The sequence below is a fragment of the Pseudarthrobacter sp. MDT3-1 genome (assembly GCF_054510755.1).
Window position 1 is genome coordinate 95,932 of the sequence record NZ_JBTNDX010000008.1, and the last position, 24,805, is coordinate 120,736.

Below are 24,805 nucleotides of genomic sequence, written 5' to 3' on the forward strand. Positions count from 1 at the left end.
TTAGGAAACCGCCGCAACAGGCCGTTGCCCAGTCAGGCCAGCTAGCCGCGCTTTCCGTCGAAGAATTCCTGGGCCTCGTCGCGGTTGTCCGGCTCGTCCGCGGCGGAATGAACCGGTGCGGCCTTGGCCGGGGCAGCTGCCTTGGCCGGCACCTCGGCGGCCTCTTCGACGACGTCGGCATCCTCGTCGTCGTCAAAATCCTCAACGTCGTCGGCAGCACCGCCGACGGCGGCACTGTCGTCATATACTGGTCCGTCAGCGTCTGAAGCAGTAACGGCAGCAACCGGCTCGGCGAACCCCCGGAAGACCAGCCCGGCGATGGCTGCGCCCGCCAAGGGAGCAACCCAGAAAAGCCACAGCTGCTCAAGGGACCAGCTGGAGCTGAAGACGGCCGAGGCCGTAGCGCGGGCGGGGTTGAACGGCGCATTGCCCACGGACAGGCCCAGCTGCAGCAGGACAGCGCAGGCGAGGCCCACGGCTACGGCGGCTGCCGTCTTGTTGACGTTGTTGCGTGCAGTGGTGCCCAGGAAGACTGCAACCAGGATGGCGGCCCCGAGCACTTCCAGCAGGAGCACGCCGGCGAGGGGCGCCTGGATGATGGAATGTTCGCCGAATCCGGCGGTCACGGTGTCGAACGCCGTCCGGCTGTCCTGGATGCCCGGCAGTGTGCGCAGGATGCCGAAGAGTGCGAGGGCGCCCAGGAGCCCGCCCACCAGCTGCGCGCCGATGTAAGCAGCGGCGTCACCGAGCCGGATCCGGCCGGCAACGGCGTGGCCAACGGTCACCGCCGGGTTGAAGTGTCCGCCGGAAACGTAGCCGAAGGCCAGCATCGCCGCGGTCACTGCCAGGCCTGCTGCGAGCGCGGCGGGCAGCGGGCTGGACTGCGGGATGGAGAACAGCGGCACGCCCAGGCCTGCCACCACGATGAAAAGGCTGCCAAAGGCTTCGGCAGACAGCCTGGACACAAGCCCGTACCGGATTTCGGCACCGCTGCCGGCAGTCAGCCCGGGGGCGGGGTCACGGTGGACGGGCACAGGCGTGGTCATGGTGGGGCAATCCTTTTCGTTGGGGTTTGGTGCCTTTGCATTCTGCCAAGGGATTCTGGGCGTTGGCTGAGTCCGAGCTTAGTGGACGGACGGCGTGGCGCCCCGGCGCGTTCCACCTCCGCCCCACGGTAAATTTACTGTCATGAGCATTGAACCGGGCGCCGTTGCCGCGCCCCCGCTGAAGTCCCGCATCCACGGCTGCCTCCTGGGCGGGGCCTTGGGCGACTCGCTGGGCTACGCGGTGGAGTTCGACTCCGTGGAAGCGATCCGCAGCCGCTTCGGCCCGGACGGCCTGACAGACTTCTCCGCGCTCGACGGCGGCAGTCACTTTTCGGACGACACGCAGCTGACGCTGTACACCGTGGACGGGCTGGTGGAGGTGCTCGAATGGGCCAATGACGGCGTGGGTGCCGACGCGAACGCCTGCCTGTGGCTGGCCTATCTCCGCTGGCTGGCCACCCAGGGCGAGTCCTTACCGCCGCAGGCCCCGTCGCAGCCGCCTCGGTGGATCGACGGTCATGAGGTCCTGAGGCACCGCCGCGCTCCGGGAAACGCGTGTATCAGCGGGTTGGCCACCGGGGAGATGGGCACGGTTTACCGGCCGGTGAACCCGGACTCGAAGGGCCGCGGAACGGTGATGAGGTCGGCACCGTTCGGCCTGATTCCCTTCATAGCGTCCGACGCCGTCTATAAGTTGAGTGCCGACGCCGCCTCCCTGACGCACGGCCATCCGTCCGCACGGCAAAGTGCCGGCAGCTTCAGCCTGCTGATCCACCGCCTGGTGGCCGGTGACACCCTGGCGGACGCGGCGGCGGCGGTCCTGGCCGAAGTCCGTGGCCTGAAGGATGTGGCGGCGGAACTTCCCGAGCGGCTTGAAGCGGCCATCCGCTGTGCGGGAACAGGCGACCTGTCGCCGGAGGAACTGGTTCGGCAGCTCGGCGAGGGCTGGGTCGCGGAGGAGGCGTTCGCCGTCGGGCTTTACACTGTCCTGGCCACAGCGCCGGATGCGGACTCCACACTGTCGCCGCAAGACCATTTCCGGGCGGCCATGGCGCTGGCCGTCAACCACAGCGGCGCCAGCGATTCCACGGGATCCATCGGCGGAAACATCCTGGGCGCCTACTACGGCGAAGAGTGCCTGCCCCCGGAATGGCTCGACGCACTCGAAGGGCCGGACGTCATCCGCGGCATGGCCGACCTTCTGGTGGGCGTTACGACCGCCTGAGCGCGACGTTGTTGCAGGCCTCGCAGATGCCCTCCGGGATCAGGCCCCGGCGCTGCAGCACTCCGAAGATGACGCAGCCCAGGCAGAATCCGGCGAAGGCCTCCAGGGAGGCAGCCGCGATGAGTATTGCCAGCGCAATCCACGCTGCCGGGGCGGCACCGGCAAGGAACAGGATCAGCGCCGTGGTGGAGACTACGGTCCCCATGCCCTGGGCAAAACGCTTGGGCGGTCCGGGAACCAGGCGAACGCGGCCCAGACGGGGTGCCAGGACCTTGACGGAGAGCAGGGCCAGCGGCGAAATCCGTGGGCCGAAGAGCACCCGCAGCCAGAAGCCCGCGGCGATCAGCACGAGTCCCCAAACGGACCCGCTCAGCAGTGTGGCGCCCGCGAGGAGCACCACCAGGCCGGCGGTGATCCGGGCCGCGTATTCATTGACGGGGTTGGGAAAGGCGAACACGGCGGACCAGTTGATTCCGGTTGTTTGGCCGTCCGTTAGTTTGCTCATCCTGCAAGGCTAGGAGCCGGGCACGCCGCAGGGAAGATTTGTTGCGCCGGATGAACGCAGTGCGGCTCAGCCGCCCACCATCTGCAGGAACTCGCCTTCGGAGAGTACTTCGATGGGCTGGCCGCGGTCGTGGAGCTCCAGGACGCGCCGGGCCTTGCCGGTCAGCCTGCCGGACCGCAGGTCCGCGGCCACAAAGCCGTCACCCACCACCAGCACCGTGGTGCGGGCGGTTACCCGGCTTTCCGGCCGGGCACCCAGCTCGGCCGAACGCACCTTCGCTTCCGGCCGGGCCATGGAGAGCTCGCCGGTGAAGACAACGGTCTGGCCGTACAGCGGGTGGGACGGTTCGGCGTCGGCATTGGGGACGGGGTTGTCGCCCTCCTCCGGCCACCCGGACAGGAACGGGCGCACCAGCGCGGCGCTGTTTCCGCCAGCGGCGCCGGAAAGGGCGGTAAGGCTGGCTTTGGACAGGACATCGTGCGCCGGGTCAAACGCCTCCTGGTGTGGCAGGACCAGGCCCAGCGACAGGTAGAGCTCGGCAATGCTGTTGGCGTTGTTCCGGGCAGCGATGTCGATCAGGATGCCGGCGCAGGCACGGGCGTCTTCTGCGGCATCGTGATGGTTGACCAGCGGCACACCGGCTTCCTCTGCGGCGAACGGCAAGGAATTGGAGACGAGGGAGTAGCACCGCCGGGCCAGCATCACCGTGCAGACGTAGTCGTAGGCAGGGCCGGGCAGGCCGGACACCTCAAGCCCTGACCGGATCACTCCAAGGTCAAAGGCCGCGTTATGCGCCGCCAGGATGTCGTCCCCGATGAAGGCACCAATCTCCGGGAACAGCTCACCGAAGCGGGGACGGCCGGCCACGTCCGTGGCCTTGATGCCGTGGACCCTGACGTTGTGGTACTCGAAGTGGTCGTGGTTGACCGGCGGCCGCATCAGCCACGACGCCTCATCCACCACGCGCCCGCCCCGCACCTTCGTCAGGCCAACCGCGCACGGTGAACCCCGGAAGCCATTGGCTGTCTCGAAGTCGATCGCCGTAAAGTCCAAACCCACGGCCCATACTTTACCGCCGTGCAGGGCCGTTCCCGTGTCACCGGGGCGGCCCTGTCGCGGATATCACGCGGACGACGCCGGGTAGCGAGGGTGCGTCAAGTACCCTGAGTAGGTGAACTTTCTTGCGATCAGCGACCTTGCCGTGCCCATGCTGGGTGGTGCAGGACCGGTCCAGCCGCAGCTGGCATCGTTCCTGCCCGACTGGCTGAACCCCCAGATTTTCTTGGCCGATCCAGCACTTGCGCCCTGGGTGGTGCTGCTGGTCTGCGGAATTGTCTTCGCCGAAACGGGCCTGCTGGTGGGATTCTTCCTTCCCGGCGATTCGATGCTGTTCACGGCGGGGCTGCTGGTGGCAACGGACACCATCCAGTTCAATGTCTGGCTCCTGGCGCTCCTGATCACCATTTCCGCCATCATCGGCAACCAGACCGGCTACCTGATCGGTTCCAAGGCCGGCCCCGCTATCTTCAATAAGCCGAACTCCCGCCTCTTCAAGCGCGAAAACGTGGAGAACGCCCATGCTTTCTTCGAAAAGCACGGCGGCAAGGCACTGATCCTCGCCCGCTTCGTGCCGATCATCCGGACCTTCGTGCCCGTGATCGTTGGCGTGGCCCAGATGAACAAAAAGAAGTTCTTCCTGTTCAACGTGATCGGCGCGGTCCTGTGGGGCAGCGGCGTCACGCTGTTGGGCTACCTGCTCGGTGACAGGGTCCCGTGGGTCCGGGAGAACCTGGACATCATCTTCATCGTCATCGTGCTGGTCTCCGTGATTCCCATCGGCATCGAAGTACTCCGCGGAATTTCCGCCAAGCGCCAGGCTGCCAAGTTCGGCACGGACGCCGTCGAGGAATTCATTGAGGAACACGAACCCGAGGCCGAGCGGAAGACCCACCGGGACCACTGAGCCCCCACCACGCAGCCTGTCACTACTCCCCGGCCACTCCGCCCGGAGTCACCGTCCAGATATCGGCATTTCTAACGGCTTTTGGGCGCGATATCTGGACGGTGAACTCCCGTTAGGTCACTGGCGGGCGAGCGCGCCGACGATGGCCGGCAGGAGGGCCCGGAAGGCCTTCCCGCGGTGGCTGATCGCATTCTTTTCTTCCGGTGACAATTCAGCGCAGCTGCGGTCCTCGCCGGCCGGCCGCAGCACGGGGTCGTAGCCGAAGCCACCGTCACCGCGGGGTTCGCGCAGAAGGGACCCCTCAAGCTGGCCGTATTCCACCACTTCACGGCTCGCGGCACCCGGCCCGGGGACCGCCAGTGCCGCAGCGCAGACAAATGCCGCTCCCCGGTGCCCGTCCGGGACATCGGCAAGCTGGTCCAGTAAAAGCCTCAGGTTGGCGGCGTCGTCACCGTGCCGGCCAGACCAGCGCGCGGAAAAAATTCCGGGCGCCCCGCCCAGCACGTCGACGGCCAGCCCCGAATCGTCGGCGATGGCCACCAGCCCAGTGGCCTCCGCAACGGCCCGCGCCTTCAACAGCGAGTTTTCGGCGAACGTCACGCCGGTTTCGACGACGTCTGGCGCACCCACCGCCGCGGCGTCCACCACCTGCGTGTCGACGTCGAGCCCGGGGACCTGTCCGCGCAGCAGCTCCCGGAGCTCCCTGAGCTTGCCCTTGTTGTGCGTGGCCAGGACGAGGCGCGGTACGGGCGCGCCGTCAGGTTCAGCGTTCGGGTTCACAGTGTCCTGGTTCACAGTGCGTCGGCGAGGGTTTCGCGCTGGATCGCCGCCAGTGCGGTGGTGCCCAGGAGGGCCAGGTCCAGCAGCTGGTTCAGCTCGTCCCGGTCGAAGGGAGCACCCTCTGCGGTGCCCTGGACTTCCACGAACTTCCCGGATCCGGTGACCACCACGTTCATGTCGGTTTCGGCGCGGACGTCCTCAACGTAGGGCAGGTCCAGCATGGGCACGCCGTCGATGATGCCCACCGAAACCGCTGCGATCGTGTCGATCAGGGGCTGGGCGTTCTTGGCGATCAGCTTGTTGTCGCGGGCGAAGCGGATGGCGTCCGCCAGTGCCACGTAGGCGCCGGTGATGGCCGCGGTGCGCGTTCCGCCGTCGGCCTGGAGGACGTCGCAGTCCAGGACGATCGTGTTTTCGCCCAATGCCTTGGTGTCAATGATGGAACGCAGCGAGCGTCCGATCAGCCGGGAAATCTCGTGGGTCCGCCCGCCGATTTTCCCCTTGACAGATTCGCGGTCAGAACGGGTGTTGGTGGCCCGGGGAAGCATGGCGTACTCCGCCGTGACCCAGCCGCGGCCTTCGCCCTTGAGCCAGCGCGGCACGCCCGCCGTCAGGGACGCCGTGCACAGGACCCTGGTGTTGCCGAACTCGATGAGGGCCGATCCCTCGGCCTGCTTGGACCATCCGCGGGTGATGCTGATGGGGCGGAGCTGGTCGGGGGCGCGGCCATCGGCGCGCACTACGGGCACTGCGGTTGCTTCAGAAGTCATGCCTTTAGCTTATCGACTCACGACGAGCCGTCCCGCCGCAGAGCGTGCAGCGGGCCAGCCATTGCACTGGACCAGAGGGGCAGCGGGTCAGACGGTGTAGTGCACACCGGCCACGGCAACGGCCACGTCGCCGCCGAACACGGGGCGCGCTTCGGCCATAACAGTGGTGGGCGATGTCCAGACGGGGATGTGCGTGAGCAACAGCCGGCGTGCGCCCGCGCTCTCCGCGGCCTCGCCGGCACGCTTTCCGGTCAGGTGGACATCCTTGATGTCGTCGTCGCGGCCTTCCTCAAAGGCGGCCTCGCACAGGAACAGGTCAGCGTCCTTTGCCGCTTCCTCCAGTCCTGCGCAGGAATCGGTGTCCCCGGAATACGTCAGGATCCGGCTGACAGTGTTGCCTTGCTTGTCCGGTTCGGTCACTTCCACCCGCAGGGCGTAGGCCTCCTCCACGGGGTGGTTCACCGCGAACGGCGTCACCGTGAACGGCCCCACCGTGACGGATTCCCGTTCGGTCCAGTTCGTGAAGTCGAATTCCTCGTGCATCCCCGGATCGAGTTCCAGGCCGTAGGCGGTGGCCATCCGGTCCGCCGTCGCGGCGGGGCCCCACACCGGAATCCTGCCTCGTCCCCAGCCGCCGGGCTTCCAGCGGACGGCCACGTGCAGGCCGCACAAGTCCATGCAGTGGTCGGGGTGCAGGTGGGTGAGGAAGATCGCGTCGATGTCCTCAAGGTCCGTGTATCGCTGGATGGCGCCAAGGGCTCCGCTGCCAAGGTCCATCACGATCTTCCACGTCCGCTCGCCGTCGTTGGCGGTCAGGAGGTAGCAGGACGCCGGCGAGCTCGGGCCGGGAAACGAGCCGGTGCAGCCGACGATGGTGAGCTTCACAGGGCAGGTCCTCCGGCCCGATGGGCGCCCACAAAGTTCGAAATCCGAGGTCCCGACGACGACTGCCGGGCGCTGGCGGTCTGCGCGGCCGCGATCATCTCGGGGGTGATCCGTGCCAGGCTGCCGGTGGGGTATTGGGCCGCCACATGGTCCACGTGCCGGACGGACAGGACCTCCGGCCCCAGGAAACGGCGGGCCAGCGTTTCGAACTGGCCGGCGTCACCGGTGGCGATGAAGTGGTGTTCCGGCGGTGCTACAGCAGTGCGCTGAAGGTCGTGAGTGGCGAGGGCCCGGTACACGTCCTTCGCCGTTTCCTCCGCGCTGGACACGAGCGTCACGGCGTCACCCATCACGAAGGAAATGACGCCGGTCAGCAGCGGATAGTGCGTGCAGCCCAGCACCACGGTGTCCACGCCTGCCGCCTTCAGCGGCGCCAGGTACTCTTCGGCAATAGCCAGCAAGGCGGGTCCGGTGGTGATCCCGGCCTCCACGTAGCTCACGAACTCGGGGCAGGCCACGGACGTGATGGCCAGGTCCGGCGCGGCGGCAAACGTGTCTTCGTAAGCCCGTGAACCAACGGTGGCGGAGGTTCCGATGACGCCGATACGCCCGCTGCGGGTGGCAGCGACAGCCCGCCGGACGGCCGGCTGGATCACCTCGATGACGGGGATGCCGTATTTCGCCGTGTACCGCTCGCGGGCGTCCCTCAGGACAGCGGCCGACGCCGAGTTGCAGGCAATGGTCAGCAGCTTGACGCCGGAGTCCACCAGTTCGTCCATCACGCCCAGGGCGTTGGCGCGCACTTCGGCAATGGGCAAGGGCCCGTAGGGCCCGTTGGCGGTATCCCCCACATAGAGGATGGACTCGTTGGGGAGCTGGTCGATGATGGACCGCGCCACGGTCAGTCCGCCGACACCGGAATCAAAGATGCCGATGGGGCGGGACCCCACCTGGGCGGTGGTGCTGCTGGCTGCGGAGTCCGATGCGGCTGCGCCTGACGGATCCATGCTCGAGGCTGTAGTCATGATTATTCGAGGATAGGTCTTCCCCGGGGCCGCAGCCATCACATTGTGGCGCCCGACTCATGTCAATTTTGTCACAGTGGCGGTCGAATCCCGGACCAGGACAGCAGTTCAGGCCCGTGAGTCCAGGGACTGGAGCATCGCCTGGACCAGTGATTCCTGCAGCCACGTGGTGAAGTTGTACACCAGGGCGAGGTAACTTTCCACGTCCTCGGCCTGGGACCAGTCCTGCATCAGGTGCACGTGTTCGGCGTCCTCTTCATCCCGGATATCCAGGCGTTCCGCCAGCACCAGGCGCACATCGTTCAGGGCCATGGACCAGAACCTTGCCCCTTCGGCGGTGAGGACCACTTCGTCCCTGTCCAGGTCCAGCGCGGCAGCGCGCAGCGCGCCGATCTTGGTTTCCCGCAGCGAGCGCTCGGTGAGCTGGCGGAACTCCAGGGACGCGCCGTCGTCGTTCTTCATCACGTTGGGCAGTAACCGCTTAACGGCACGGTCCGTCGGTTCCTGGACGTCCATATCCAGTCCGATCAGGGCGGCCAGCGGATCCTGGCTGGTGTGTTCGGCCGGCTGGAGCATGGAGATGACGTCATCGATCAGGCTGCGGAGCAGTTCCCGTTCGGCGGGTTCCAGGAACCCGGTGATGCCCTTGAGCCCGTATTTGAATGCCTTAGCCACGTTTCCCCTTGCCCTGCCCGGACCCGCCGGATTTTCCTGCGTTTTTGGAGTTTCCACCATTCCCGCCGGTGGCCTTCTCCACGGTGGCCCAGAGGCCGAAGCCGTGCATGGCCACGGCATGCCGCTCAACCTGTTCCTTGCTGCCGTGGGCAACAATGGACCGGCCCTTTTTGTGGACTTCCATCATCAGCTTGTTGGCTTTGGACTCGGAGTAGCCGAAGTAGCTTTGGAAGACATAGCTGACGTAACTCATCAGGTTGACGGGATCGTTCCAGATCACCAGGTTCCAAGGGATGTCCGGGGCGGTCAGGGAGTCCGTGGACGCCTCTGTCCCGGTCCGGGTGCCCTCCTGTGTATCAGGGCCGAGCGCAACGCTTAAGGTCATCTGTCCATTCTATGGGGATGCACACTAGAGTGAATTTTGTGAGTACCTCCGCCAGCTGGGACCATCCCCGCACGTCCTTTTATACAGACCACTACGAGCTGACCATGCTGCAGGCGTCCCTGCACTCGGGCGCCGCACACCGCAGGTCGGTCTTCGAGGCTTTTGCCCGGCGCCTGCCGGACGGCCGGCGGTACGGGATTGTGGCGGGAACGGGCCGCCTGCTGGAAGGCATCGCCGACTTCCGGTTCGGCGAAGCCGAGCTGGACTTCCTGGGGCGGACCGGCGTGGTCAACCAGGACACCCTGGACTACCTGGCGAACTACCGCTTTTCCGGTGACATCTGGGGCTACTCGGAAGGCGAGGCGTACTTCCCCAACTCCCCCATCCTGATTGTCGAATCAACGTTTGCCGAGGCCTGCATGCTGGAAACCTACCTGCTCTCGGTCCTGAACCATGACAGTGCCATCGCCTCCGCCGCCTCCCGCATGATCACCGCGGCCGGCAACCGGCCCTGCATTGAAATGGGATCCCGGCGGACCCACGAGGAATCGGCAGTCGCGGCAGCCCGCGCCGCCGTCATTGCCGGGTTCGACAGCACCTCCAATCTCGAGGCCGGCTTCCGGTACGGCATCAAAACGGTAGGGACCGCCGCGCACTCCTTCACGCTCCTCCACGACACCGAGCGGGAAGCGTTTGAGGCGCAGATCGCCTCCCTCGGACCCGGCACCTCGCTGCTGGTGGACACGTACGACGTCGAGGCAGCCGTGCGTGCCGCCGTCGAGTTGGCAGGGCCCAAGCTGGGAGGCGTCCGGCTGGACTCCGGCGACCTCGTGGCCCAGGCCCAATGGGTCCGGCGCCTCCTGGACGAGCTCGGCAACGTGAACACCAAGATCGTGGTCACCTCGGACCTGGACGAGTTCGCCATCGCCGCGCTGCAGTCCGCCCCGGTGGATTCCTACGGTGTGGGCACCTCGCTGGTCACCGGTTCCGGTGCACCCACAGCGAGCATGGTCTACAAGCTCGTCAGCCGCACCGACGACGCCGGCAATTTCGTCTCCGTGGCGAAAACCGCCAAGAACAAAACCAGCATGGGCGGCCGGAAGTACGCGCTGCGCAAGCTCAACGAGCGGGGGGTGGCTACCCAGGAAATTGTGGGCATCGGCCACCGCCCCGAAGACGACGGCAACGACCGGCCGCTGCTTCAGCAGTTTATGAAGAACGGCGAGCTGCTGCCGGGCTGGACCGGACACGAGGGTGTGGTCCGCGCCCGCCAACGGCACGCGGACACCATGGCCGAACTGCCCGGTGTCGTCAACCGCCTGCAGCGCGGCGAGCCTGCCATCCCCACTATCTACGAGGAGAACTGATGTCCCGCGCCCTGATCATCGTTGACGTCCAGAACGACTTCTGCGAGGGCGGCTCCCTGGCCGTGGCCGGCGGTGCCGGTGTTGCCGGAGCCATCAGCGAGTACGTGGACGCCCATCACAATGAGTTCGACCACATAGTTGCCACCCAGGACTGGCGCATCGATCCCGGCGCGCATTTTTCCGACACGCCCGATCACAAGGACAGCTGGCCGCGGCACTGCGTGGCCGGCACTCGCGGCGCAGAACTCCATCCGGACCTGGACAGCGAATACATCCAGGCCTACTTCCAGAAGGGCCAGTTCGCCGCGGCGTACTCCGGCTTTGAGGGCCTGCTGGCACCTGAGGATGCCGTCCCCACAGGGGAACGGCAGCCGGGCGCCATGCCCGCTGACGCAGATGCCTACGCACCGGCGGACAACGCCATCGGACTGGACGACTGGCTGCAAAGCCACGATGTGGAGGACGTTGTAGTGGTGGGGATCGCCACCGACTTCTGCGTGATGGCCACCTCGCTGGACGCGGTCCAGGCCGGCTACTCCGTCACGGTCATCCGCTCACTCACCGCCGGCATTGCCGAGGACCTGGAGGATGCCGTCGCCGAAATGGAGCTGGGCGGCGTCGAAGTCGCGTAAGTACTACTTCCGGCCGATGAACCAGTCCTGGAGCTTCCGCAGCCTGGACTGAAGCTGTTCCTCGTTCGCCTGGGCCACCGGGGGGCCGCCGCAGACGGTCCGCAGCTTCGTGTGCACCACACCGTGCGGGGTTCCGGTCCGCGCCGACCAGGCCGCCACGTTCTTGGCCAGTTCGTTGCGCAGGTCCATCAGCATCCGGTGGTCCGGTATGGCCGGCGCCGCGGTGGCCGGCTCGGCTGCCGGTGTGCGCCGGTTCTTGCGGTTGAGCTGTTCGTGCTGGCGCTGCCGCAGCAGCGTCCCCACCTGCTCGGCATCCAGCAGTCCGGGGATGCCCAGGAAGTCCAGTTCGTCCTCCGAGCCCACTTCTCCCCCGGTGCCGAACTCGCCGCCGTCGAACAATACGCGGTCGAAGGACGCCTGTGAGTCGAGGGCCTCGAACTTGCCCTTGGTGAGGCTGTCGGACGCCTTGTCCTCCCGGTTGGCCTCTTCCATCAGCGAGTCCTCGGGATTGAACAGGCCGTCGCTGTCTTCTTTCTCGGGGCGGTCCAGCGCGTGGTCGCGTTCGGCCTCCATCGAGTTGGCCAGGGCCATCAGCGTCGGCACGGACGGCAGGAAGACCGAGGCCGTTTCGCCGCGTTTCCGGGCGCGCACAAAGCGGCCCACTGCCTGGGCGAAGAACAGCGGCGTCGAGGTGGACGTCGCATAGACGCCGACGGAGAGCCGGGGCACGTCCACGCCTTCTGACACCATGCGGACGGCCACCATCCACCGTTTCTCGCTCGCGGTGAATTCCTCGATCTTGCTGGAGGCCTTGGCGTCGTCGGAAAGGATCACGGTGGGCGATTCGCCGGTGATCCTTTTCAGCTGCCCGGCATAGGCCCTGGCATCCTCGTGGTCCGTGGCGATGACCAGCCCGCCGGCGTCCGGAACCGTGCGGCGCACTTCGCTGAGGCGTTTGTCCGCCCCCGCCAGGACAGCGGGAATCCATTCCCCGGCCGGGTTCAGCGCCGTCCGCCACGCCTGCGACGTGATGTCCTTGGTGACCGCGGACTCGCCCAGTGAGGCCGCCATTTCCTCGCCGGCACTGGTGCGCCACCGCATCTGGCCCGAGTAGGCCATGAACATGACCGGGCGCACCACATGGTCACGCAGGGCGTTGCCGTAGCCGTAGGTGTAGTCCGCTTTCGAGCGCCGGATGCCGTCCTTGTCCTGCGCGTATTCAACAAAAGGGATGGGCGAGGTGTCGGAGCGGAACGGCGTACCGGTCAGGGAGAGGCGCCGTGCCGCAGGGTCAAACGCTTCGCGGAGGCCGTCGCCCCAGGACAGGGCTTCGCCACCGTGGTGGATCTCGTCAAGGATCACCAGCGTGCGGGCGGCCTCGGTCTTGGCGCGGTGCAGCATGGGTTTGCTGGCCACCTGCGCGTATGTGACAGCGACGCCAACGAAACCGCGGCCGTGCTGGCCATCGGAGTTCTTGAAGTTGGGGTCGATGGCGATGCCCACCTTGGCAGCGGCGTCGGCCCACTGCCGTTTCAGGTGGTCCGTGGGCGCCACGATGGTGACGCGGTTGACCGCCCCTGATTCGATGAGCATGGAGGCCACTCGCAGCGCGAAGGTGGTCTTGCCGGCGCCGGGAGTTGCTACGGCCAGGAAGTCGCGGGGATCGGTCCTGAAGTAGAGGTCAAGGGCTTGCTGCTGCCAGGCACGGAGTTTTTGGGCGGTTCCCCAGGCTGCGCGTTCCGGATAGGCCGGTGGCAGGGTGGGGCCGCCAAAGAGCGTCTCCGTCACTACTTGTTGTTGCCCGAGTCCCCTCCGGGACCCTTGCCGCCGTCGTTCCCCGGGCGGAGGCCGTCATAAACCTCTTTGCACATGGGGCACACCGGGAACTTCTGCGGATCCCGGCCCGGCGTCCACACTTTGCCGCAGAGGGCAATGACAGGATCACCCGTCAGCGCGGATTCCATGATTTTTTCCTTGCGCACGTAGTGCGAGAAGCGTTCCCGGTCACCGGGCTCCACTTCCTGGCGCAGCTCTTCGCGCTCGATGGTTGCCGTGGACGTTCCAGCCCCGGAAAGCTCGCGCATCGGGTCGTTTTCGAGAGGGTCCGTCATGCTAGTCATGGCATCCATCTTAGCGTCCCGGGACGGAGGACGTTCGACGGCGGGAGGACCGTTTTGCACTCACTGCACCCGCCGCCGTCGGCTGTTCCGCGCAACGCCGCTAGGCACCCGCCCGTGGTGTGTGGCCGGAATTACAGCTCCTGCCAGTCAGGTTTGTGATCGTACGTGTGCCGGTAGAAGTCGGCGAGCTTCAGCGACGATGCCGCGGCCTGATCCACCAGGATGGTGGCGTGCGGGTGGAACTGGAGGACCGAGGCCGGGCAGATGGCGGCGACGGGTCCTTCCACGAAGTCGCGGACGGACGGTGCCTTCTGTGCCCCGGTAGCGATGAGGACAACGTGCCGGGCCTCGAGAATGGTGCCCAGCCCCTGGGTCACCACATGGTGCGGCACCTCTGCCAGGCTGCCAAAGAACCTGGCGTTGTCCCGGCGGGTCTGCTCGATCAGCGTTTTGATGCGGGTCCGGGATGCGAGCGAGGAACCGGGCTCGTTGAAGCCGATGTGGCCATCCGTACCCACGCCCAGGAGCTGCAGGTCCACTCCGCCCGCTGCCCGCATGGCCTCCTCGTAGGCGGAACAGGCCGCGGGCAGGTCCGCGGCCGCCCCGTCAGGCGTATGGACGTTGCCTTCGGCGATGTTGACCCGGCTGGTGAATTCCCGCCGGATGACTTGCCTGTAGGACTCCGGATGCCCGTGGTCCAGCCCCACGTATTCGTCCAGGGCAAAGGCATGGGCATTGCTGAAGTCCAGCCCGTCACGCTGGTGCCGCGCCGCCAGCTCGTCGTACACCGGCAGCGGCGATGACCCGGTGGCGAGGCCCAGTACGGCGGCGGGCTTGCGCCGGAGCAGGGCCTCGATGGTATCGGCGACGAGCTGTCCGATCTGCTTGCTGCCCTGGAGGATGACAACTTCCATGTCCGGCCGCCCTTCTGGTCTTTTACGGAATCAACGGTTGACGGTCAGTTGGGCCAGCAGTTCGGGTCCGCGGGCATCAAGCCACTTTCCACCCAGCCGAATGCCCGCCCCAAACAGCGCCAGTCCCAGCATCAGGCCGACGGCCAGGTTGGCCCACCCGAACATGGCATTCCCCGTGACCAGCTGCGCGATGAGCAGGCCCACCTCAGGCAGGACCAGCAGGCTCAGGACGCCCATGCCGGCAAACTGCACCACCAGGGTCTGCCCTACATTGCCCGGGGGCTTCTTGAACGGGCTGTCCCCGGGCAACGGGACGGCCACCGTGTAGCGTGCCGACACCACGGACGACAAGCCAAGCCCGGTGAACAGGATGCCCAGGCTCAAGCCCAACTGGCCGGGCAGTTCCGACCAGCTGCCGGTAAAGAAGTACTGGCCCACTGCAAAGATCAGCACCACGGGCAGGGCAAAAGCCAGGCAGGCCAACGCCCTGCCCAGCCGGTCGTCCACACCGCGGACGCCCGTGGCCACATGCAGCGCGAATGCCGTGTTGTCATAGGAGACGTCCGCTGAGATGGACCAGGCCAGCAGGAAGGCAGCCAGCGGTGCAGCCACCGCCAGTACTCCGTAGTCACCGGACTGGCTGCCCTGGAACACCAGCAGGATGGGGAGCAGCGGGACCACCACCAGGGAACCGGAATAGCGGGGATCGCGCAGCCAGTACGTCAGCGCGCGCGCTGTTACTGCACCGGCCGGTGTGGCCGGCAGCAGGTCGAACAGCCCCAGTTTGCCACCCTTGCGGCTCCCGCTGCCGGCGTAGGGCGGTTTGACCAGGGCCCGTTCAAGGAGCAGTTTCCAGCACCAGGACAGGACTGCGAGGGTTGCAGCGGCGATCACGAGTTTCAGTGCGGCCGCTCCCGGGCGGCCAACCGCAACATCACCACCGAGGGACCACGCGGCACCAAGTGGCGTCCAGGACAAGGTGGCAGCCAGCTCCGGCAGGAAACCCGTCGAGGCGGTGATGCCCCTGCCCACGCCAGCGACGATCGGGCCCATCAGGACCAGCGGGACCATAAATGCGATGGCGCTGACATCCTTGAACCGGCGCGACGACGCCAGGCTGGCGGTGGCGGTGGTGACCACTTTGGACAGGACAATACATGTCAGAACGCCGACGGCGGCGCCCACCAGTGCGGCAACCGCGGGAAGGGGGCCACGGGCCCAGGTCCACACGGTGGCGAGCGCTGCGAGCGCCGTGGCCAGGCCGGGGATGCCGATCAGCCCACCGAGGGCCAGCCCCGTGAGCAGTTGGCGCATGGGGATGGCGGAGGTGGTGAAGCGGGCAGGGTCCAGGGTCAGGTCCGCGGCGGACGCGACCACCGGAATGAGGCCCCAGCCCAGGAGGGCCGCTGAACCACCAAGCACCACAACCGTCCGGGCCAGTTCGGGGTCTACAGTGCGCAGCAGGACCAGTGCCACGACCACTAGTCCCACCAGCCCCAAGGCATAGAGACCGCCGAACGCCAGGCCGACGAGCTGCCAAGGGCTGCGGCGAAGGCCGTTCCGCAGCAGGGTCAGTTTGAGCCTTAGGAGGTGCGCAACCATTCCAGGCCTTCCGTGTGGTTGCGTCCGCCGACCAGCTGGACAAACCTTTCTTCCAGCGTTGCCCCGGCGCGGACTTCGTCCACGGTCCCGGTGGCGAGGAGCCTTCCGGCCGCCACCACGGCGACGTGGTCGCACATGCGCTGGACCAGGTCCATAACGTGGCTCGAGACGATCACCGTCCCGCCGGCGGCTACATAACTGTCCAGGATGGACCGGATGTTGGCCGCCGAGACGGGATCCACGGACTCGAAGGGTTCATCGAGCACCAGCAGCCGCGGGGCGTGGATCAGGGCCGAGGCGAGGGCGATCTTTTTTGTCATGCCGGCCGAATAGTCCACCACGAGCGTCCCGGCGTCCTCGTAGAGGTCCAGGGCGGACAACAGCTCCCCCACACGGGAGGCCACCACGTCTTTGTCCATGCCACGCAGCAGCCCCGCGTACGTAACCAGCTGTTCGCCGGTGAGCCGGTCAAAGAGGCGGACACCGTCAGGGAGGATGCCCATCAGCTTCTTGGCCTCCAGCGGCCGGGCCCAGACGTCCACCCCATGGACAACGGCTGTCCCGAAGTCGGGCCGCAGCAGGCCGGTGGCCATGGACAGCGTGGTGGTCTTGCCGGCGCCGTTGGGCCCCACGATGCCAAAGAATGAGCCTGCCGGGACGTCGAGGCTGATGCCGTCCACGGCGATTTTTCCGCCGAAACGCTTGGCGAGGCCGCGGATGGACAAGGCCGGAACGGGCCCCCCGTGCACCACCGGATCAGAGTGGGGATCAGGATGCGCAGCAGTCATGATGCCAGCCTAGACCCAGGGCCCTGCCGAAGGGGTCCTCCCGCGGGAGTAGTGCAAAGGCGTAGGGAACCCTAGAACGAATGCCGCGGCATGGCCCGTTCGTACTGCGGTGCCCAGGGGAGGTCGTGCCCCAGTTCAAACGCCGCACGGAGCCACCAGTGCGGATCCCGGAGCGCGGCCCGGGCAATAAGCACGCCGTCGGCCTGCCCGGTGGCCACGGCATGCTCGGCCTGGCCTGCGGAAGTCAGCAGGCCCACGGTGCCTGTGGGGACCCCCGCTTCGCGGCGGATGCGTGCGGAGAACTCCGTCTGGTAGCCCGGACCCGGACTGATGTCCTGGTGGGCCACGGCCCCGCCGCTGGAGACGTCGATGAGGTCCACTCCGTGCTCCGCCGCCTGGGCGGCCAGCCGGACCGAAGCCTGGACATCGACGCCGCCCGGCGCCCAGTCGGTGGCTGAAATCCGCAGCAGCAGGGGCATGGATTCGGGGATGACGTTGCGGACGGCATCAACGACGGCGAGCATCAGCCGGTTCCGTCCGGCCTCGTCCCCGCCCCAGGAATCGGTCCGCGTATTGATCAGCGGGCTTTGGAACTGGTGCAGGAGGTAGCCGTGCGCGCCATGGATCTCCACGGTGTCGAAGCCGGCGTCCACGGCACGCACGGCGCCGGCCGCGAAGTCGGAAATGATGTCCTGGATCTGCGCCTCGGTCATCGCGGCGGGTTCGGCAAAGCCGTCGAAGGCAAGCCGTGACGGCCCCACCGTGGGCCAGCCGCCGTCGGACTCCGGGACGCTCCCCCGCTGCCCGGCGAACGGCCAGTAGGCGGACGCTTTCCGGCCGGCGTGGGCAAGCTGGGCGCCGATCTTCGCTTCCGCGGCACCGTGCCGGTGCACAAAGGACGTGATCCGCTGCCAGGCCTCGGCCTGTTCGTCGTTGTACAGCCCGGTGTCGCGGGGGCTGATCCTGCCGGCCGCGTTCACAGCGGCCGCCTCGGTGAGGATCAACGCCGCGCCGCCCGCGGCAAAGGAGCCCAGATGCATCAGGTGCCAGTCGTTCGGAACCCCCGGGGCGCCGTCGGGACCGCAGCTGTACTGGCACATGGGTGATACCCAGCCGCGGTGCGTGAGCTCCAGGGAGCGGAGCTTGAGCGGCTGGAACAGGGCCGGCACTAGAACAGGACCCTGGCGAGTCCTTGGCGTGCCTTGGCAACACGGGGGTCGGACGTGCCCACCACGTCGAAGAGTTCCAGGAGGCGTACGCGGGCTGTCTCCCGTTCCGGGCCGAAGTTCCGGCCGATGAAGCTGACCACGCGGTTCAGCGCGTCCTCCACGTGACCGCCGGACACGTCCAGGTCCGCCACGCCCAGCTGGGCGGCCAGATTGTCAGGTTCGTTGGCGGCGAGGGTACGCAAGGCTTCCGAGTCCTCGGCGGAGAGCGGCTGGAGCCGGGCCATCAGCTCCACCTGGGCCAGGCCGGCCTTGGCCTCGGCGTCGGCGGGCATTTCCAGCAGGGCCTGCCGGTAGGCCACGGCGGCGGCCTCATAGTCGCCCGCCTCAATGGCGTCGAACGCGGCCTGGTGCAGCGGCGGAAGAGGTGCTGGTTCAGTCTCCATGGGCGCACTGCCCCCGCCGAGGCTGCCCGTAACCCCATTGGCCGCCGCGACTTTCAGCAGTTCATCCAGGAGGGGCCGGATCTGGGATTCCTCGGCGCCGCCTTGGAAGAGCGGTACGGGCTGGCCTTTGAGGACGGCGACGGCGGTGGGGACGGCCTGGACCTGGAAGGCCTGTGCCAGCTGCGGGAAGGCTTCGATGTCCGCCGCCCCCAAGACCAGGCGGCCGCCGTAGCTGTTGATGACCCGCTCCAGCGAGTCGAGCATCGCGGCGGATTCCGGCGAGTATGCGGCCCATAGCGCGAAGACCACCGGAACCTGGGCGGAAAGCTCCACGAGTTCCTGGAAATTGCCTTCGGTGACAGTGACCCGCAGCGGTGCCGCGCCGTCGTCGGGCGTTACCGCACCCGCTTCTGCGCTGGCACCCGCATCCCCGGAAACAGGCGGATTGCCGGGAGCCGCAGGAGGCGCCTGGCCCTGTTTCAGGGATGAAAGGTCGACGGCGCCACGCAGGTTAAGCAGGCTGGCAGCGGCTGGAGGGACTGGGCGGGAAGCTGGCGAACTCATGCTTTCCACTCTAGCCACTCCGGCCGCTGCCGGGGGTACTGCATCAGGGACTGGACCCTGCGGGCCTATTTGAAGCTTGCGCCTACCAGCCCGCGCGTTGCGGCCACCAGCTTGATGGGATCCGTAGAACCTGCCGGCGGAACGTAGACCGCCATTGATTCAGCAAAGTTCAGGACCATGCCGGTGGTGGTTTCCTTGCCGCCGGCGAGGGCCGCGGCGTCGTCGCCGATGGTGAGCTTGTCACCGGAGGCTTTGGGCGTGCCTTCAAAGCCGAAGTTGATCCGGCCCAGCACCAGCGCCCCGCCGTCGGCCGTCCGGAACACCACAGTGCTTTCCGGTACTACCTTGTGGGTGAAGGAGAAGTTGCCGTTTTCGCCGGACTTGACTACCTCGGCCTGGTAGGAGAGCGTGTCGGCGATGTACGGCGAGGATGCGCCCTCCACCAGCTTGTCCTTGAAGCTCGACTCTGAATTCGTCAGGCGGTCGGCCAGCCCGGCCAGGGCTTCTTCGCCGCTGTACAGCAGGCCGGATTTGTCGTTGGCGGCCAGCGTGTCGGTGCCGTTCCGGCCGATGGCGGGGAACGTAGTTCCCGGCTGCAGCGGGGTGGTCTCGGTCAGCTTGTAGTTCTCCCGCGGGGAGGGCTGGACCAGGGTGAGCAGCTGCGGGACGACGTTGCCGTCACCCTGCGTAACGGCGAGGACTGAACGCGGCCAGCTGCGGTCGCTGGTGACCACCGTGGTGAGGAGCTTGGTGGAACGGACGGGCATCCGGGCTTCATAAGTGCCCACCTGGGAACGGATCTTGTAGTTCTGCGTACGGACCTCAAGCTCCGTCCCGGCTACGCGCTCTGCGAGCTTGGCTGCGTCCTTTGCGGCGTCACCGGCGTCGGCGGTGCTGGAGACCTGCTCCAGGATCCTGCGGAACTGGGCGTCCAGGAGGACCGGCGCGGCCGCCTGGGCGGCCTCCGGCGATGCTGATTCGGGAGCCGGCGCGGGCGTGGTGGCAGCGTTCGCAGCAACACCCGTTCCGGCCACAACGAGGGCGGTCACTGCGGCGGTGACCATGCCGCCGGACACCATGCCGAGCCGTGAGGCGGACCTTGCCTCGGCCTTGGCCCGGGCGCGCCGGGCGAACAGGCTTCCCGTGCCGCTGCCTTCGCCGTCCCGCTTGCGTGCGAACAGGACCAGCAGGGCAATGCCGGCGAGGATCAGCAGGCCGCCAATCACCATAAGCGGGATGGCCCACGGGGTGGAGGTGTCATTCGGGAACGTCATGGAGATCGACGATGGGGCGGGCTTGGTGCCATCGGACGCCAGCAGCAGTGACCATTCGCCGTCAGCGGGCGGTGTCCACGAGTACTCCAGCTCACCGCTCGCGTTCTCAGTGGAAACCCAGAGGTCGGATCCGGACGGATTCGGCGCCGTGGCGTCGCCGTCGGCGTGCTCAACCTGCAGGGATTTGTTGTCCTCGGAAACCCCGGTGATGGTGTTGTGGGCCGTCGGGCCCACCCAGGCCTCCACGTCGTCAGGCCGGCCGGCCGCCAGCATAAAGTTGCCGTCGCCTTCGATCTTGATCTTCACCGTTCCGCCCTGCGCAGTGCGCAGGTTCTGGTCGATGACGGTCAGTGGCGCCTCGGCGGCATCTGCCGGGGCGGAAGCCGTAAAGGTCTCGGAGGGAGCCCAGATTGTCTTCTGGCCAATACCGGCCAGAAGTGTCAGGAGGCCGAGCAGCACGAGTGCAACTGCAGTCTTGAAGCGCAAAGGAAACACCTATCATTCGCGGGGGTTTACCTTCAATAGTAACCGTTTTGTTACCAGAACCCCCGTTTGGGCGCCAGCGGGGTCCGGAATCGGCGGCGCCCGGACGGGCCCGGCGGGCGCCCTCGCTCCTGTTGGCAAGGCTGCTGATAGTGTTTGCGATGATCATCACACCGGCCCGCAAATGCGGCGCCACGCACGGAACAGGCCCCAGAATCCAGTGACTGACAAGACGGAAGAGTCCTCCACGGGACACGAAAATCAACCGGCCGCTGGCGCTTTGGAATCCTCGCCGGACACGCCTGCGACGGCGAAGCGACGGGGCTCCGCAGCTGCGGCCCTTGGCCAGCTTGTGCGGCGCCTGCGCCAGCCGCTGCCGGGCGCCCAGCCCAGGCTCCGGTTTGAGATCCCGCCGGAATACAACCACACGGAAGAACCTGCCGCCACCGAAGACGGCGAGACTGGCGGGAGAGCCGCGCAGTTTGGCCGCCCGGGTCCCCGGATGTCGATGCAACATCCCCTCTATATGGGCTTCATGGGCACTGTAGGGGTGGGCCTTGCCCTGCTGGTCTACTGGATCGGCTCCAACACCACGCAGCTGCTGCTGTGGATTGTGGCTGCCCTGTTCATTGCACTAGGCCTGGAACCCGTGGTCGGCTGGCTGGAGAACCGCCGGATTCCCCGCCCGGTCGGCATTCTCCTGGCCGTCCTGGTCCTGGTGGTGGCCGTGGGAGGTTTCTTCGCTACCCTCATCCCCACCATCGTGGAACAGGTCACCCAAATTGTGGTGCAGGCACCCACCTGGGTACGGGACTTCATCGATTCTGAGTTCTTCCGCAACGTGGATGACCAGTTTGGTGTGCGCGACCGCATCAACGAGGAACTCGACAAGTTCGTCAACAACCCCGAGGCGATGGGCGGGATCTTCGGTGGAGTGGTTGGCTTCGGCTCCACCCTGGCCAACGGTCTCTTCGGCACATTGATCGTCCTGGTCCTGAGCCTCTACTTCCTGGCAGCCCTCCCGGCCATGAAGAAGTGGGGCTACCGGCTGGCGCCGCGGTCCCGCCGGGCCCGGGTTGAAGCCCTCTCCGAGGAGATCACCCGGTCCGTCGGCAACTACGTGATCGGGCAGGCCTGCGTGGCATTGCTCAATGCCACGTTCGCGTTCATCGTGATGTCCATTGTGGGTGTCCCGTTCGCCCTCTTGCTGGCCTTCGTGGTGGCACTGCTGGCATTCATCCCCCTGGTGGGCGGCATGATCGCCGGCATCGTGGTCCTGCTGATCGCCTTGACGGTCGGGTGGCAGACTGCCGCCGTCTACGGCATCTGCTACTTCGCCTACCTCCAGTTCGAGGCCTACTTCATCTCGCCGCGCATCATGCAGAAAGCCGTGGCCGTGCCGGGCGCCGTCGCCGTGATCTCCGTGATTGCCGGCGGCAGCCTGCTGGGAGTCCTGGGGGCGCTGATCGCCATCCCGACGGCGGCGGCCATCCTGCTGCTGGTCAAGGAGATCTACATCGTCCGCCAGGACAAGCACTAGCGGACAGGCGCCAGCGGACAGCCACCAGCGAACAGGCACTAGTAGCGGCAGCCGCTAGGCAGCCGCAGTGGCCACCGGGCCGTTCCACACCTGCGGCAGGCCTTCGGGACCGGAGCCTGCCTCCGTCACCTCATCGACGATTTCGTTGAGCACGCGGGAAGCGTATTTCTCCCCCACCCAAAGGTGCTTGGCGCCGTCGACACCCACCACCCGGGCCTGCGGCACCAGGCTGAAACGTTCAGCGGCGGCGGCGGGCTGGAGGTAGTCGTCATGCTCCGGCACGAGGACGGTGAGCGGCTTGGCGGAGTCCGCCCAGAGACGCAGGTGGGCGTCGGTGGCGCGGTGCAGCGGAGGCGACAGCAGGACGGCACCTTTAATCTGGCTCGCCACCGGCTCAACGGCACCGTACATCAGCGCCAGTTCGGTGCCGAAGGACCAGCCCACCAGCCAGCGGTTGGGCAGTTGGCGTTCGACGGCGAAACGTACCGCCGCCTCAACGTCCTGCCGCTCGCCGATCCCCTCTTCGAAGGAACCTGCGCTGGTTCCCCTCGGCGACTCGGTCCCGCGCGTGTTGAAACGAAGCACAGCCACGCCGGCCAGGGCCGGAAGCCGGTAGGACGCCTTGCGGTACACGTGCGAGTCCATAAAACCGCCGTGCGTCGGAAGCGGATGCAGGGTGATCAGCGTCGCGGTGATCTGGCCGAACTCGGGCAGCGCCAATTCCCCCACCAGGGTGTGGCCATCCTCCGTGCGGAGCTCGATGTTCTCGCGCCGGGCCGGCAGCACCGTTGACGCGCGGATGGGTGCGGGCCCTGTTGGCTGGCTGAATTCGTACGACGCCGGATCAAAAGTCATGCCTGCCAGCTTAGCGACTCCCGGCGTCCGCAGGCGCAGTGCGCTGGCTCTTAACGCGGCTTCTGCGGGGCGGAGCCGTTCGCCCGGGCTATTCCGAGTCAGCGGTATCGGTACGTCCGGGACAGCCAGCAGTTGGTGTGCCAGTGGCGGCGCTCAGCCAGGCCTGCGGCCGCACCGAATATGTGATCGTCCTTCCAGACCACCAGGTGGGCGATGCCGGGGACCACAGCGGTGGAACAGCCGGGGCAAATGTAGGTCTTTTCCGCGTTCCTGGCGGTCATGGTCCTGACCGTCCACTCGCCGTCGGGCGCGCTTTCCCGGCGGGCGATTCCAGCCCGCGCCCGCTCCAAATCCAACTCCGGAACGTCGCCGTTGCCCTTCTTGCCGGCAGGCTTTCCGCCAGCTACGCCCGGCTTTCCGGAGGCAGGGCGGCGGGGACGGTTGGAACGCGGCATGCCTCCATTCTCCCCCAGCCCCGGTAGTGTGTACGGCGTGCGACTTGTCATAGCCCGATGTTCAGTTGATTATGTTGGCCGGCTCAAAGCCCATCTCCCCCTTGCCACCAGGCTCCTGCTGGTCAAGGCCGACGGCTCGGTGCTGGTTCATTCCGACGGCGGCTCCTATAAGCCGCTGAACTGGATGAGCCCGCCCGCCACCCTGCGGGTGTCCTCGCCGGAGGACATTGACCTGGAGCTTGGCGTCACGGAACAGTGGACCGTCCAGTCCGCCAAGACCGATGACCGCCTGATCATCAACATCCACGAGCAGCTGCACGAGAGCGCCCACGACCTTGGGGTGGACCCCGGTCTCATCAAGGACGGCGTCGAAGCCGACCTCCAGCGCCTGCTTGCCGATCAGATCGAGACCCTGGGCTCAGGTTTTTCGCTCATTCGCCGCGAATACTTCACCGCCATCGGCCCGGTGGACATCCTGGCCCGCGACGCCAGCGGGGCCACGGTGGCCATCGAGCTGAAGCGGCGGGGCGACATTGACGGCGTGGAGCAGCTCACCCGCTACCTTGAACTCCTGAACCGCGATCCGCTGCTGGCCCCGGTCCGCGGCATCTTCGCTGCCCAGCAGATCAAGCCGCAGGCCAAGGTGTTGGCCAACGACCGCGGCATCGACTGCATCACGCTGGACTACGACGCCATGCGCGGTGTGGACGACAGCGACTCCCGGCTTTTCTGAGGGCCCGCAATCCGCTTTTCTGACGCCGAGTTCCGCTTTTCTGACGCCGGATATCCGCACCGATGACGCCTTCGACCCCCTGACAAGGGGATTCATCCGTTTTATACCGCAAAATTTGCCGTATTGGCCGTTAAGACCGTTGACCTGACGGAATCGGCGTGAAATTCTTAGACCAGTCTTTGTGTAGGTGTTTTTCATGCTCGCAAGACATGTTGCGAGCGCGAAGCTCCTGCAGCGCAGGTTCCCAGGAACGGCATTGAAGGATTCTTCTCGCGGAGTGACCGAGTCCGGCACGAGGTGTGCCGGACTTAGACAAGTTCCATAATGAGGAGAAATAAATGGCACAGGGAACCGTCAAGTGGTTCAACGCTGAAAAGGGCTTCGGCTTCATCACCCCGGATGACTCCGATGGCGATGTCTTCGTTCACTACTCGGAAATCCAGACCGGTGGCTTCAAGACCCTCGACGAGAACCAGCGCGTTCAGTTCGAAATCGGTCAGGGTGCCAAGGGCCCCCAGGCTACCGGCGTAACGCTGGTCTAGTCCCCCGCCCGGCGGCCGCCATCTGTGTGGCCTCCAGCGAAGAAAAGATCCCCGGCATCCGTGCC

The 24,805-nt window shown here is 66.6% G+C and carries 26 protein-coding genes; 7 read left to right on the plus strand and 19 right to left on the minus strand.

Annotated features, from left to right (window positions below):
• Positions 1-41 precede the first annotated feature (41 nt).
• A complete protein-coding gene (locus tag ACX80X_RS08355; RefSeq protein WP_252613458.1) occupies positions 42-1,046 on the minus strand; it encodes an aquaporin in 1,005 nt (334 codons plus the stop codon).
• Between the two features lie 142 nt (positions 1,047-1,188).
• Here ACX80X_RS08355 and ACX80X_RS08360 point away from each other — a divergent pair, with 142 nt between their 5' ends.
• Positions 1,189-2,271 carry an ADP-ribosylglycohydrolase family protein gene (locus tag ACX80X_RS08360; RefSeq protein WP_252609870.1) on the plus strand — a complete coding sequence of 361 codons (1,083 nt, stop codon included), beginning with the start codon at positions 1,189-1,191 and terminating at the stop codon, positions 2,269-2,271.
• Here ACX80X_RS08360 and ACX80X_RS08365 read toward each other — a convergent pair.
• Together ACX80X_RS08365 and ACX80X_RS08370 are read right to left on the minus strand one after the other, a co-directional pair.
• The gene (locus ACX80X_RS08365; protein WP_252609869.1) at positions 2,258-2,776 is read right to left on the minus strand and encodes a DUF4395 domain-containing protein; all 519 of its coding nucleotides are present in this window, start codon (positions 2,774-2,776) and stop codon (positions 2,258-2,260) included. The two genes, ACX80X_RS08360 and ACX80X_RS08365, sit on opposite strands and share 14 nt — an antisense overlap.
• A 66-nt stretch (positions 2,777-2,842) precedes the next feature.
• Positions 2,843-3,835: a 3'-5' exonuclease gene (locus ACX80X_RS08370; protein ID WP_252613456.1), complete on the minus strand. Its 993-nt coding sequence runs from the start codon at positions 3,833-3,835 to the stop codon at positions 2,843-2,845.
• Positions 3,836-3,962: 127 nt separating this feature from the next.
• Here ACX80X_RS08370 and ACX80X_RS08375 point away from each other — a divergent pair, with 127 nt between their 5' ends.
• Entirely contained in the window at positions 3,963-4,739 is a 777-nt protein-coding gene (locus tag ACX80X_RS08375) for a DedA family protein (RefSeq protein ID WP_252600144.1), read from the plus strand.
• A 117-nt stretch (positions 4,740-4,856) separates the two neighbouring features.
• On the opposite strand, the gene rdgB is transcribed toward ACX80X_RS08375, so the two are convergent.
• The 6 genes from rdgB to clpS form a co-directional block, all read right to left on the minus strand.
• Positions 4,857-5,534 (minus strand): RdgB/HAM1 family non-canonical purine NTP pyrophosphatase, encoded by a 678-nt coding sequence (gene rdgB / locus ACX80X_RS08380; protein ID WP_252600066.1) that lies wholly within the window; start codon positions 5,532-5,534, stop codon positions 4,857-4,859.
• Positions 5,531-6,289, minus strand: coding sequence for a ribonuclease PH (rph, locus tag ACX80X_RS08385; protein WP_058932038.1), 759 nt, complete (start codon positions 6,287-6,289; stop codon positions 5,531-5,533). The genes rdgB and rph overlap by 4 nt, the downstream gene beginning before the upstream one ends.
• An 87-nt stretch (positions 6,290-6,376) precedes the next feature.
• Positions 6,377-7,174, minus strand: coding sequence for an MBL fold metallo-hydrolase (locus ACX80X_RS08390; RefSeq protein ID WP_252609863.1), 798 nt, complete (start codon positions 7,172-7,174; stop codon positions 6,377-6,379).
• Positions 7,171-8,238, minus strand: coding sequence for a glutamate racemase (gene murI / locus ACX80X_RS08395; protein WP_252609862.1), 1,068 nt, complete (start codon positions 8,236-8,238; stop codon positions 7,171-7,173). The genes ACX80X_RS08390 and murI overlap by 4 nt, the downstream gene beginning before the upstream one ends.
• Positions 8,239-8,307: 69 nt before the next feature.
• Positions 8,308-8,874, minus strand: a complete 567-nt coding sequence (locus ACX80X_RS08400) for a DUF2017 domain-containing protein (protein WP_141140950.1) — start codon at positions 8,872-8,874, stop codon at positions 8,308-8,310.
• Positions 8,867-9,259: an ATP-dependent Clp protease adapter ClpS gene (gene clpS / locus ACX80X_RS08405; protein ID WP_252600070.1), complete on the minus strand. Its 393-nt coding sequence runs from the start codon at positions 9,257-9,259 to the stop codon at positions 8,867-8,869. The genes ACX80X_RS08400 and clpS overlap by 8 nt, the downstream gene beginning before the upstream one ends.
• 38 nt (positions 9,260-9,297) lie before the next feature.
• On the opposite strand from clpS, the gene ACX80X_RS08410 reads away from it, so the two are divergent.
• Positions 9,298-10,626 (plus strand): nicotinate phosphoribosyltransferase, encoded by a 1,329-nt coding sequence (locus tag ACX80X_RS08410; RefSeq protein ID WP_252613454.1) that lies wholly within the window; start codon positions 9,298-9,300, stop codon positions 10,624-10,626.
• Positions 10,626-11,258, plus strand: a complete 633-nt coding sequence (locus ACX80X_RS08415) for an isochorismatase family protein (RefSeq protein ID WP_459311729.1) — start codon at positions 10,626-10,628, stop codon at positions 11,256-11,258. The genes ACX80X_RS08410 and ACX80X_RS08415 overlap by 1 nt, the downstream gene beginning before the upstream one ends.
• Before the next feature lie 3 nt (positions 11,259-11,261).
• Here ACX80X_RS08415 and ACX80X_RS08420 read toward each other — a convergent pair whose 3' ends face one another.
• From ACX80X_RS08420 to ACX80X_RS08455, 8 genes are all read right to left on the minus strand, one after another.
• On the minus strand, positions 11,262-13,046 hold the full coding sequence (locus ACX80X_RS08420; protein WP_252600072.1) for a DEAD/DEAH box helicase: 1,785 nt from the start codon (positions 13,044-13,046) through the stop codon (positions 11,262-11,264).
• A complete protein-coding gene (locus tag ACX80X_RS08425; protein WP_056349372.1) occupies positions 13,046-13,387 on the minus strand; it encodes a DUF3039 domain-containing protein in 342 nt (113 codons plus the stop codon). The genes ACX80X_RS08420 and ACX80X_RS08425 overlap by 1 nt, the downstream gene beginning before the upstream one ends.
• Before the next feature lie 122 nt (positions 13,388-13,509).
• The gene (nagB, locus tag ACX80X_RS08430) at positions 13,510-14,292 is read right to left on the minus strand and encodes a glucosamine-6-phosphate deaminase (RefSeq protein ID WP_252613452.1); all 783 of its coding nucleotides are present in this window, start codon (positions 14,290-14,292) and stop codon (positions 13,510-13,512) included.
• 30 nt (positions 14,293-14,322) lie between these two features.
• Complete coding sequence (locus ACX80X_RS08435) at positions 14,323-15,894, minus strand: transporter (protein ID WP_252613450.1); 1,572 nt, start codon at positions 15,892-15,894, stop codon at positions 14,323-14,325.
• The gene (locus ACX80X_RS08440; RefSeq protein ID WP_252613448.1) at positions 15,876-16,682 is read right to left on the minus strand and encodes an ABC transporter ATP-binding protein; all 807 of its coding nucleotides are present in this window, start codon (positions 16,680-16,682) and stop codon (positions 15,876-15,878) included. Before ACX80X_RS08440 ends, ACX80X_RS08435 begins: the two co-directional genes overlap by 19 nt.
• A 71-nt stretch (positions 16,683-16,753) precedes the next feature.
• Positions 16,754-17,851: an NADH:flavin oxidoreductase/NADH oxidase gene (locus tag ACX80X_RS08445; RefSeq protein WP_252600076.1), complete on the minus strand. Its 1,098-nt coding sequence runs from the start codon at positions 17,849-17,851 to the stop codon at positions 16,754-16,756.
• Positions 17,851-18,858: a tetratricopeptide repeat protein gene (locus ACX80X_RS08450; RefSeq protein WP_252613446.1), complete on the minus strand. Its 1,008-nt coding sequence runs from the start codon at positions 18,856-18,858 to the stop codon at positions 17,851-17,853. Before ACX80X_RS08450 ends, ACX80X_RS08445 begins: the two co-directional genes overlap by 1 nt.
• Positions 18,859-18,923: 65 nt before the next feature.
• Positions 18,924-20,618, minus strand: coding sequence for a hypothetical protein (locus ACX80X_RS08455; RefSeq protein WP_252613444.1), 1,695 nt, complete (start codon positions 20,616-20,618; stop codon positions 18,924-18,926).
• A 217-nt stretch (positions 20,619-20,835) separates the two neighbouring features.
• Between ACX80X_RS08455 and ACX80X_RS08460 the strand changes: the two genes are divergently transcribed.
• Positions 20,836-22,155, plus strand: a complete 1,320-nt coding sequence (locus ACX80X_RS08460; RefSeq protein ID WP_252613442.1) for an AI-2E family transporter — start codon at positions 20,836-20,838, stop codon at positions 22,153-22,155.
• 54 nt (positions 22,156-22,209) lie between these two features.
• On the opposite strand, the gene ACX80X_RS08465 is transcribed toward ACX80X_RS08460, so the two are convergent.
• Both ACX80X_RS08465 and ACX80X_RS08470 read right to left on the minus strand, forming a co-directional pair.
• Positions 22,210-23,010, minus strand: coding sequence for an alpha/beta hydrolase (locus ACX80X_RS08465; RefSeq protein ID WP_252613440.1), 801 nt, complete (start codon positions 23,008-23,010; stop codon positions 22,210-22,212).
• Between the two features lie 98 nt (positions 23,011-23,108).
• Positions 23,109-23,465 (minus strand): ATP/GTP-binding protein, encoded by a 357-nt coding sequence (locus tag ACX80X_RS08470; protein WP_252600081.1) that lies wholly within the window; start codon positions 23,463-23,465, stop codon positions 23,109-23,111.
• A 37-nt stretch (positions 23,466-23,502) separates the two neighbouring features.
• On the opposite strand from ACX80X_RS08470, the gene nucS reads away from it, so the two are divergent.
• Complete coding sequence (nucS, locus tag ACX80X_RS08475) at positions 23,503-24,198, plus strand: endonuclease NucS (RefSeq protein ID WP_104061289.1); 696 nt, start codon at positions 23,503-23,505, stop codon at positions 24,196-24,198.
• A gap of 338 nt (positions 24,199-24,536) precedes the next feature.
• Entirely contained in the window at positions 24,537-24,740 is a 204-nt protein-coding gene (locus ACX80X_RS08480; RefSeq protein ID WP_011692441.1) for a cold-shock protein, read from the plus strand.
• Positions 24,741-24,805 lie beyond the last annotated feature (65 nt).

What these genes read in the sequence shown, in the direction of transcription:
- ACX80X_RS08465 (WP_252613440.1), bottom strand. Translation starts at nt 23,010, where the DNA reads ATGACTTTTGATCCGGCGTCGTACGAATTCAGCCAGCCAACAGGGCCC.
- ACX80X_RS08365 (WP_252609869.1), bottom strand. Translation starts at nt 2,776, where the DNA reads ATGAGCAAACTAACGGACGGCCAAACAACCGGAATCAACTGGTCCGCC.
- ACX80X_RS08360 (WP_252609870.1), top strand. Translation starts at nt 1,189, where the DNA reads ATGAGCATTGAACCGGGCGCCGTTGCCGCGCCCCCGCTGAAGTCCCGC.
- rph (WP_058932038.1), bottom strand. Translation starts at nt 6,289, where the DNA reads ATGACTTCTGAAGCAACCGCAGTGCCCGTAGTGCGCGCCGATGGCCGC.
- ACX80X_RS08470 (WP_252600081.1), bottom strand. Translation starts at nt 23,465, where the DNA reads ATGCCGCGTTCCAACCGTCCCCGCCGCCCTGCCTCCGGAAAGCCGGGC.
- murI (WP_252609862.1), bottom strand. Translation starts at nt 8,238, where the DNA reads ATGGCTGCGGCCCCGGGGAAGACCTATCCTCGAATAATCATGACTACA.
- ACX80X_RS08450 (WP_252613446.1), bottom strand. Translation starts at nt 18,858, where the DNA reads ATGAGTTCGCCAGCTTCCCGCCCAGTCCCTCCAGCCGCTGCCAGCCTG.
- nagB (WP_252613452.1), bottom strand. Translation starts at nt 14,292, where the DNA reads ATGGAAGTTGTCATCCTCCAGGGCAGCAAGCAGATCGGACAGCTCGTC.
- ACX80X_RS08440 (WP_252613448.1), bottom strand. Translation starts at nt 16,682, where the DNA reads ATGACTGCTGCGCATCCTGATCCCCACTCTGATCCGGTGGTGCACGGG.
- clpS (WP_252600070.1), bottom strand. Translation starts at nt 9,259, where the DNA reads ATGACCTTAAGCGTTGCGCTCGGCCCTGATACACAGGAGGGCACCCGG.
- ACX80X_RS08480 (WP_011692441.1), top strand. Translation starts at nt 24,537, where the DNA reads ATGGCACAGGGAACCGTCAAGTGGTTCAACGCTGAAAAGGGCTTCGGC.
- ACX80X_RS08425 (WP_056349372.1), bottom strand. Translation starts at nt 13,387, where the DNA reads ATGGATGCCATGACTAGCATGACGGACCCTCTCGAAAACGACCCGATG.
- ACX80X_RS08435 (WP_252613450.1), bottom strand. Translation starts at nt 15,894, where the DNA reads ATGGTTGCGCACCTCCTAAGGCTCAAACTGACCCTGCTGCGGAACGGC.
- ACX80X_RS08355 (WP_252613458.1), bottom strand. Translation starts at nt 1,046, where the DNA reads ATGACCACGCCTGTGCCCGTCCACCGTGACCCCGCCCCCGGGCTGACT.
- ACX80X_RS08415 (WP_459311729.1), top strand. Translation starts at nt 10,626, where the DNA reads ATGTCCCGCGCCCTGATCATCGTTGACGTCCAGAACGACTTCTGCGAG.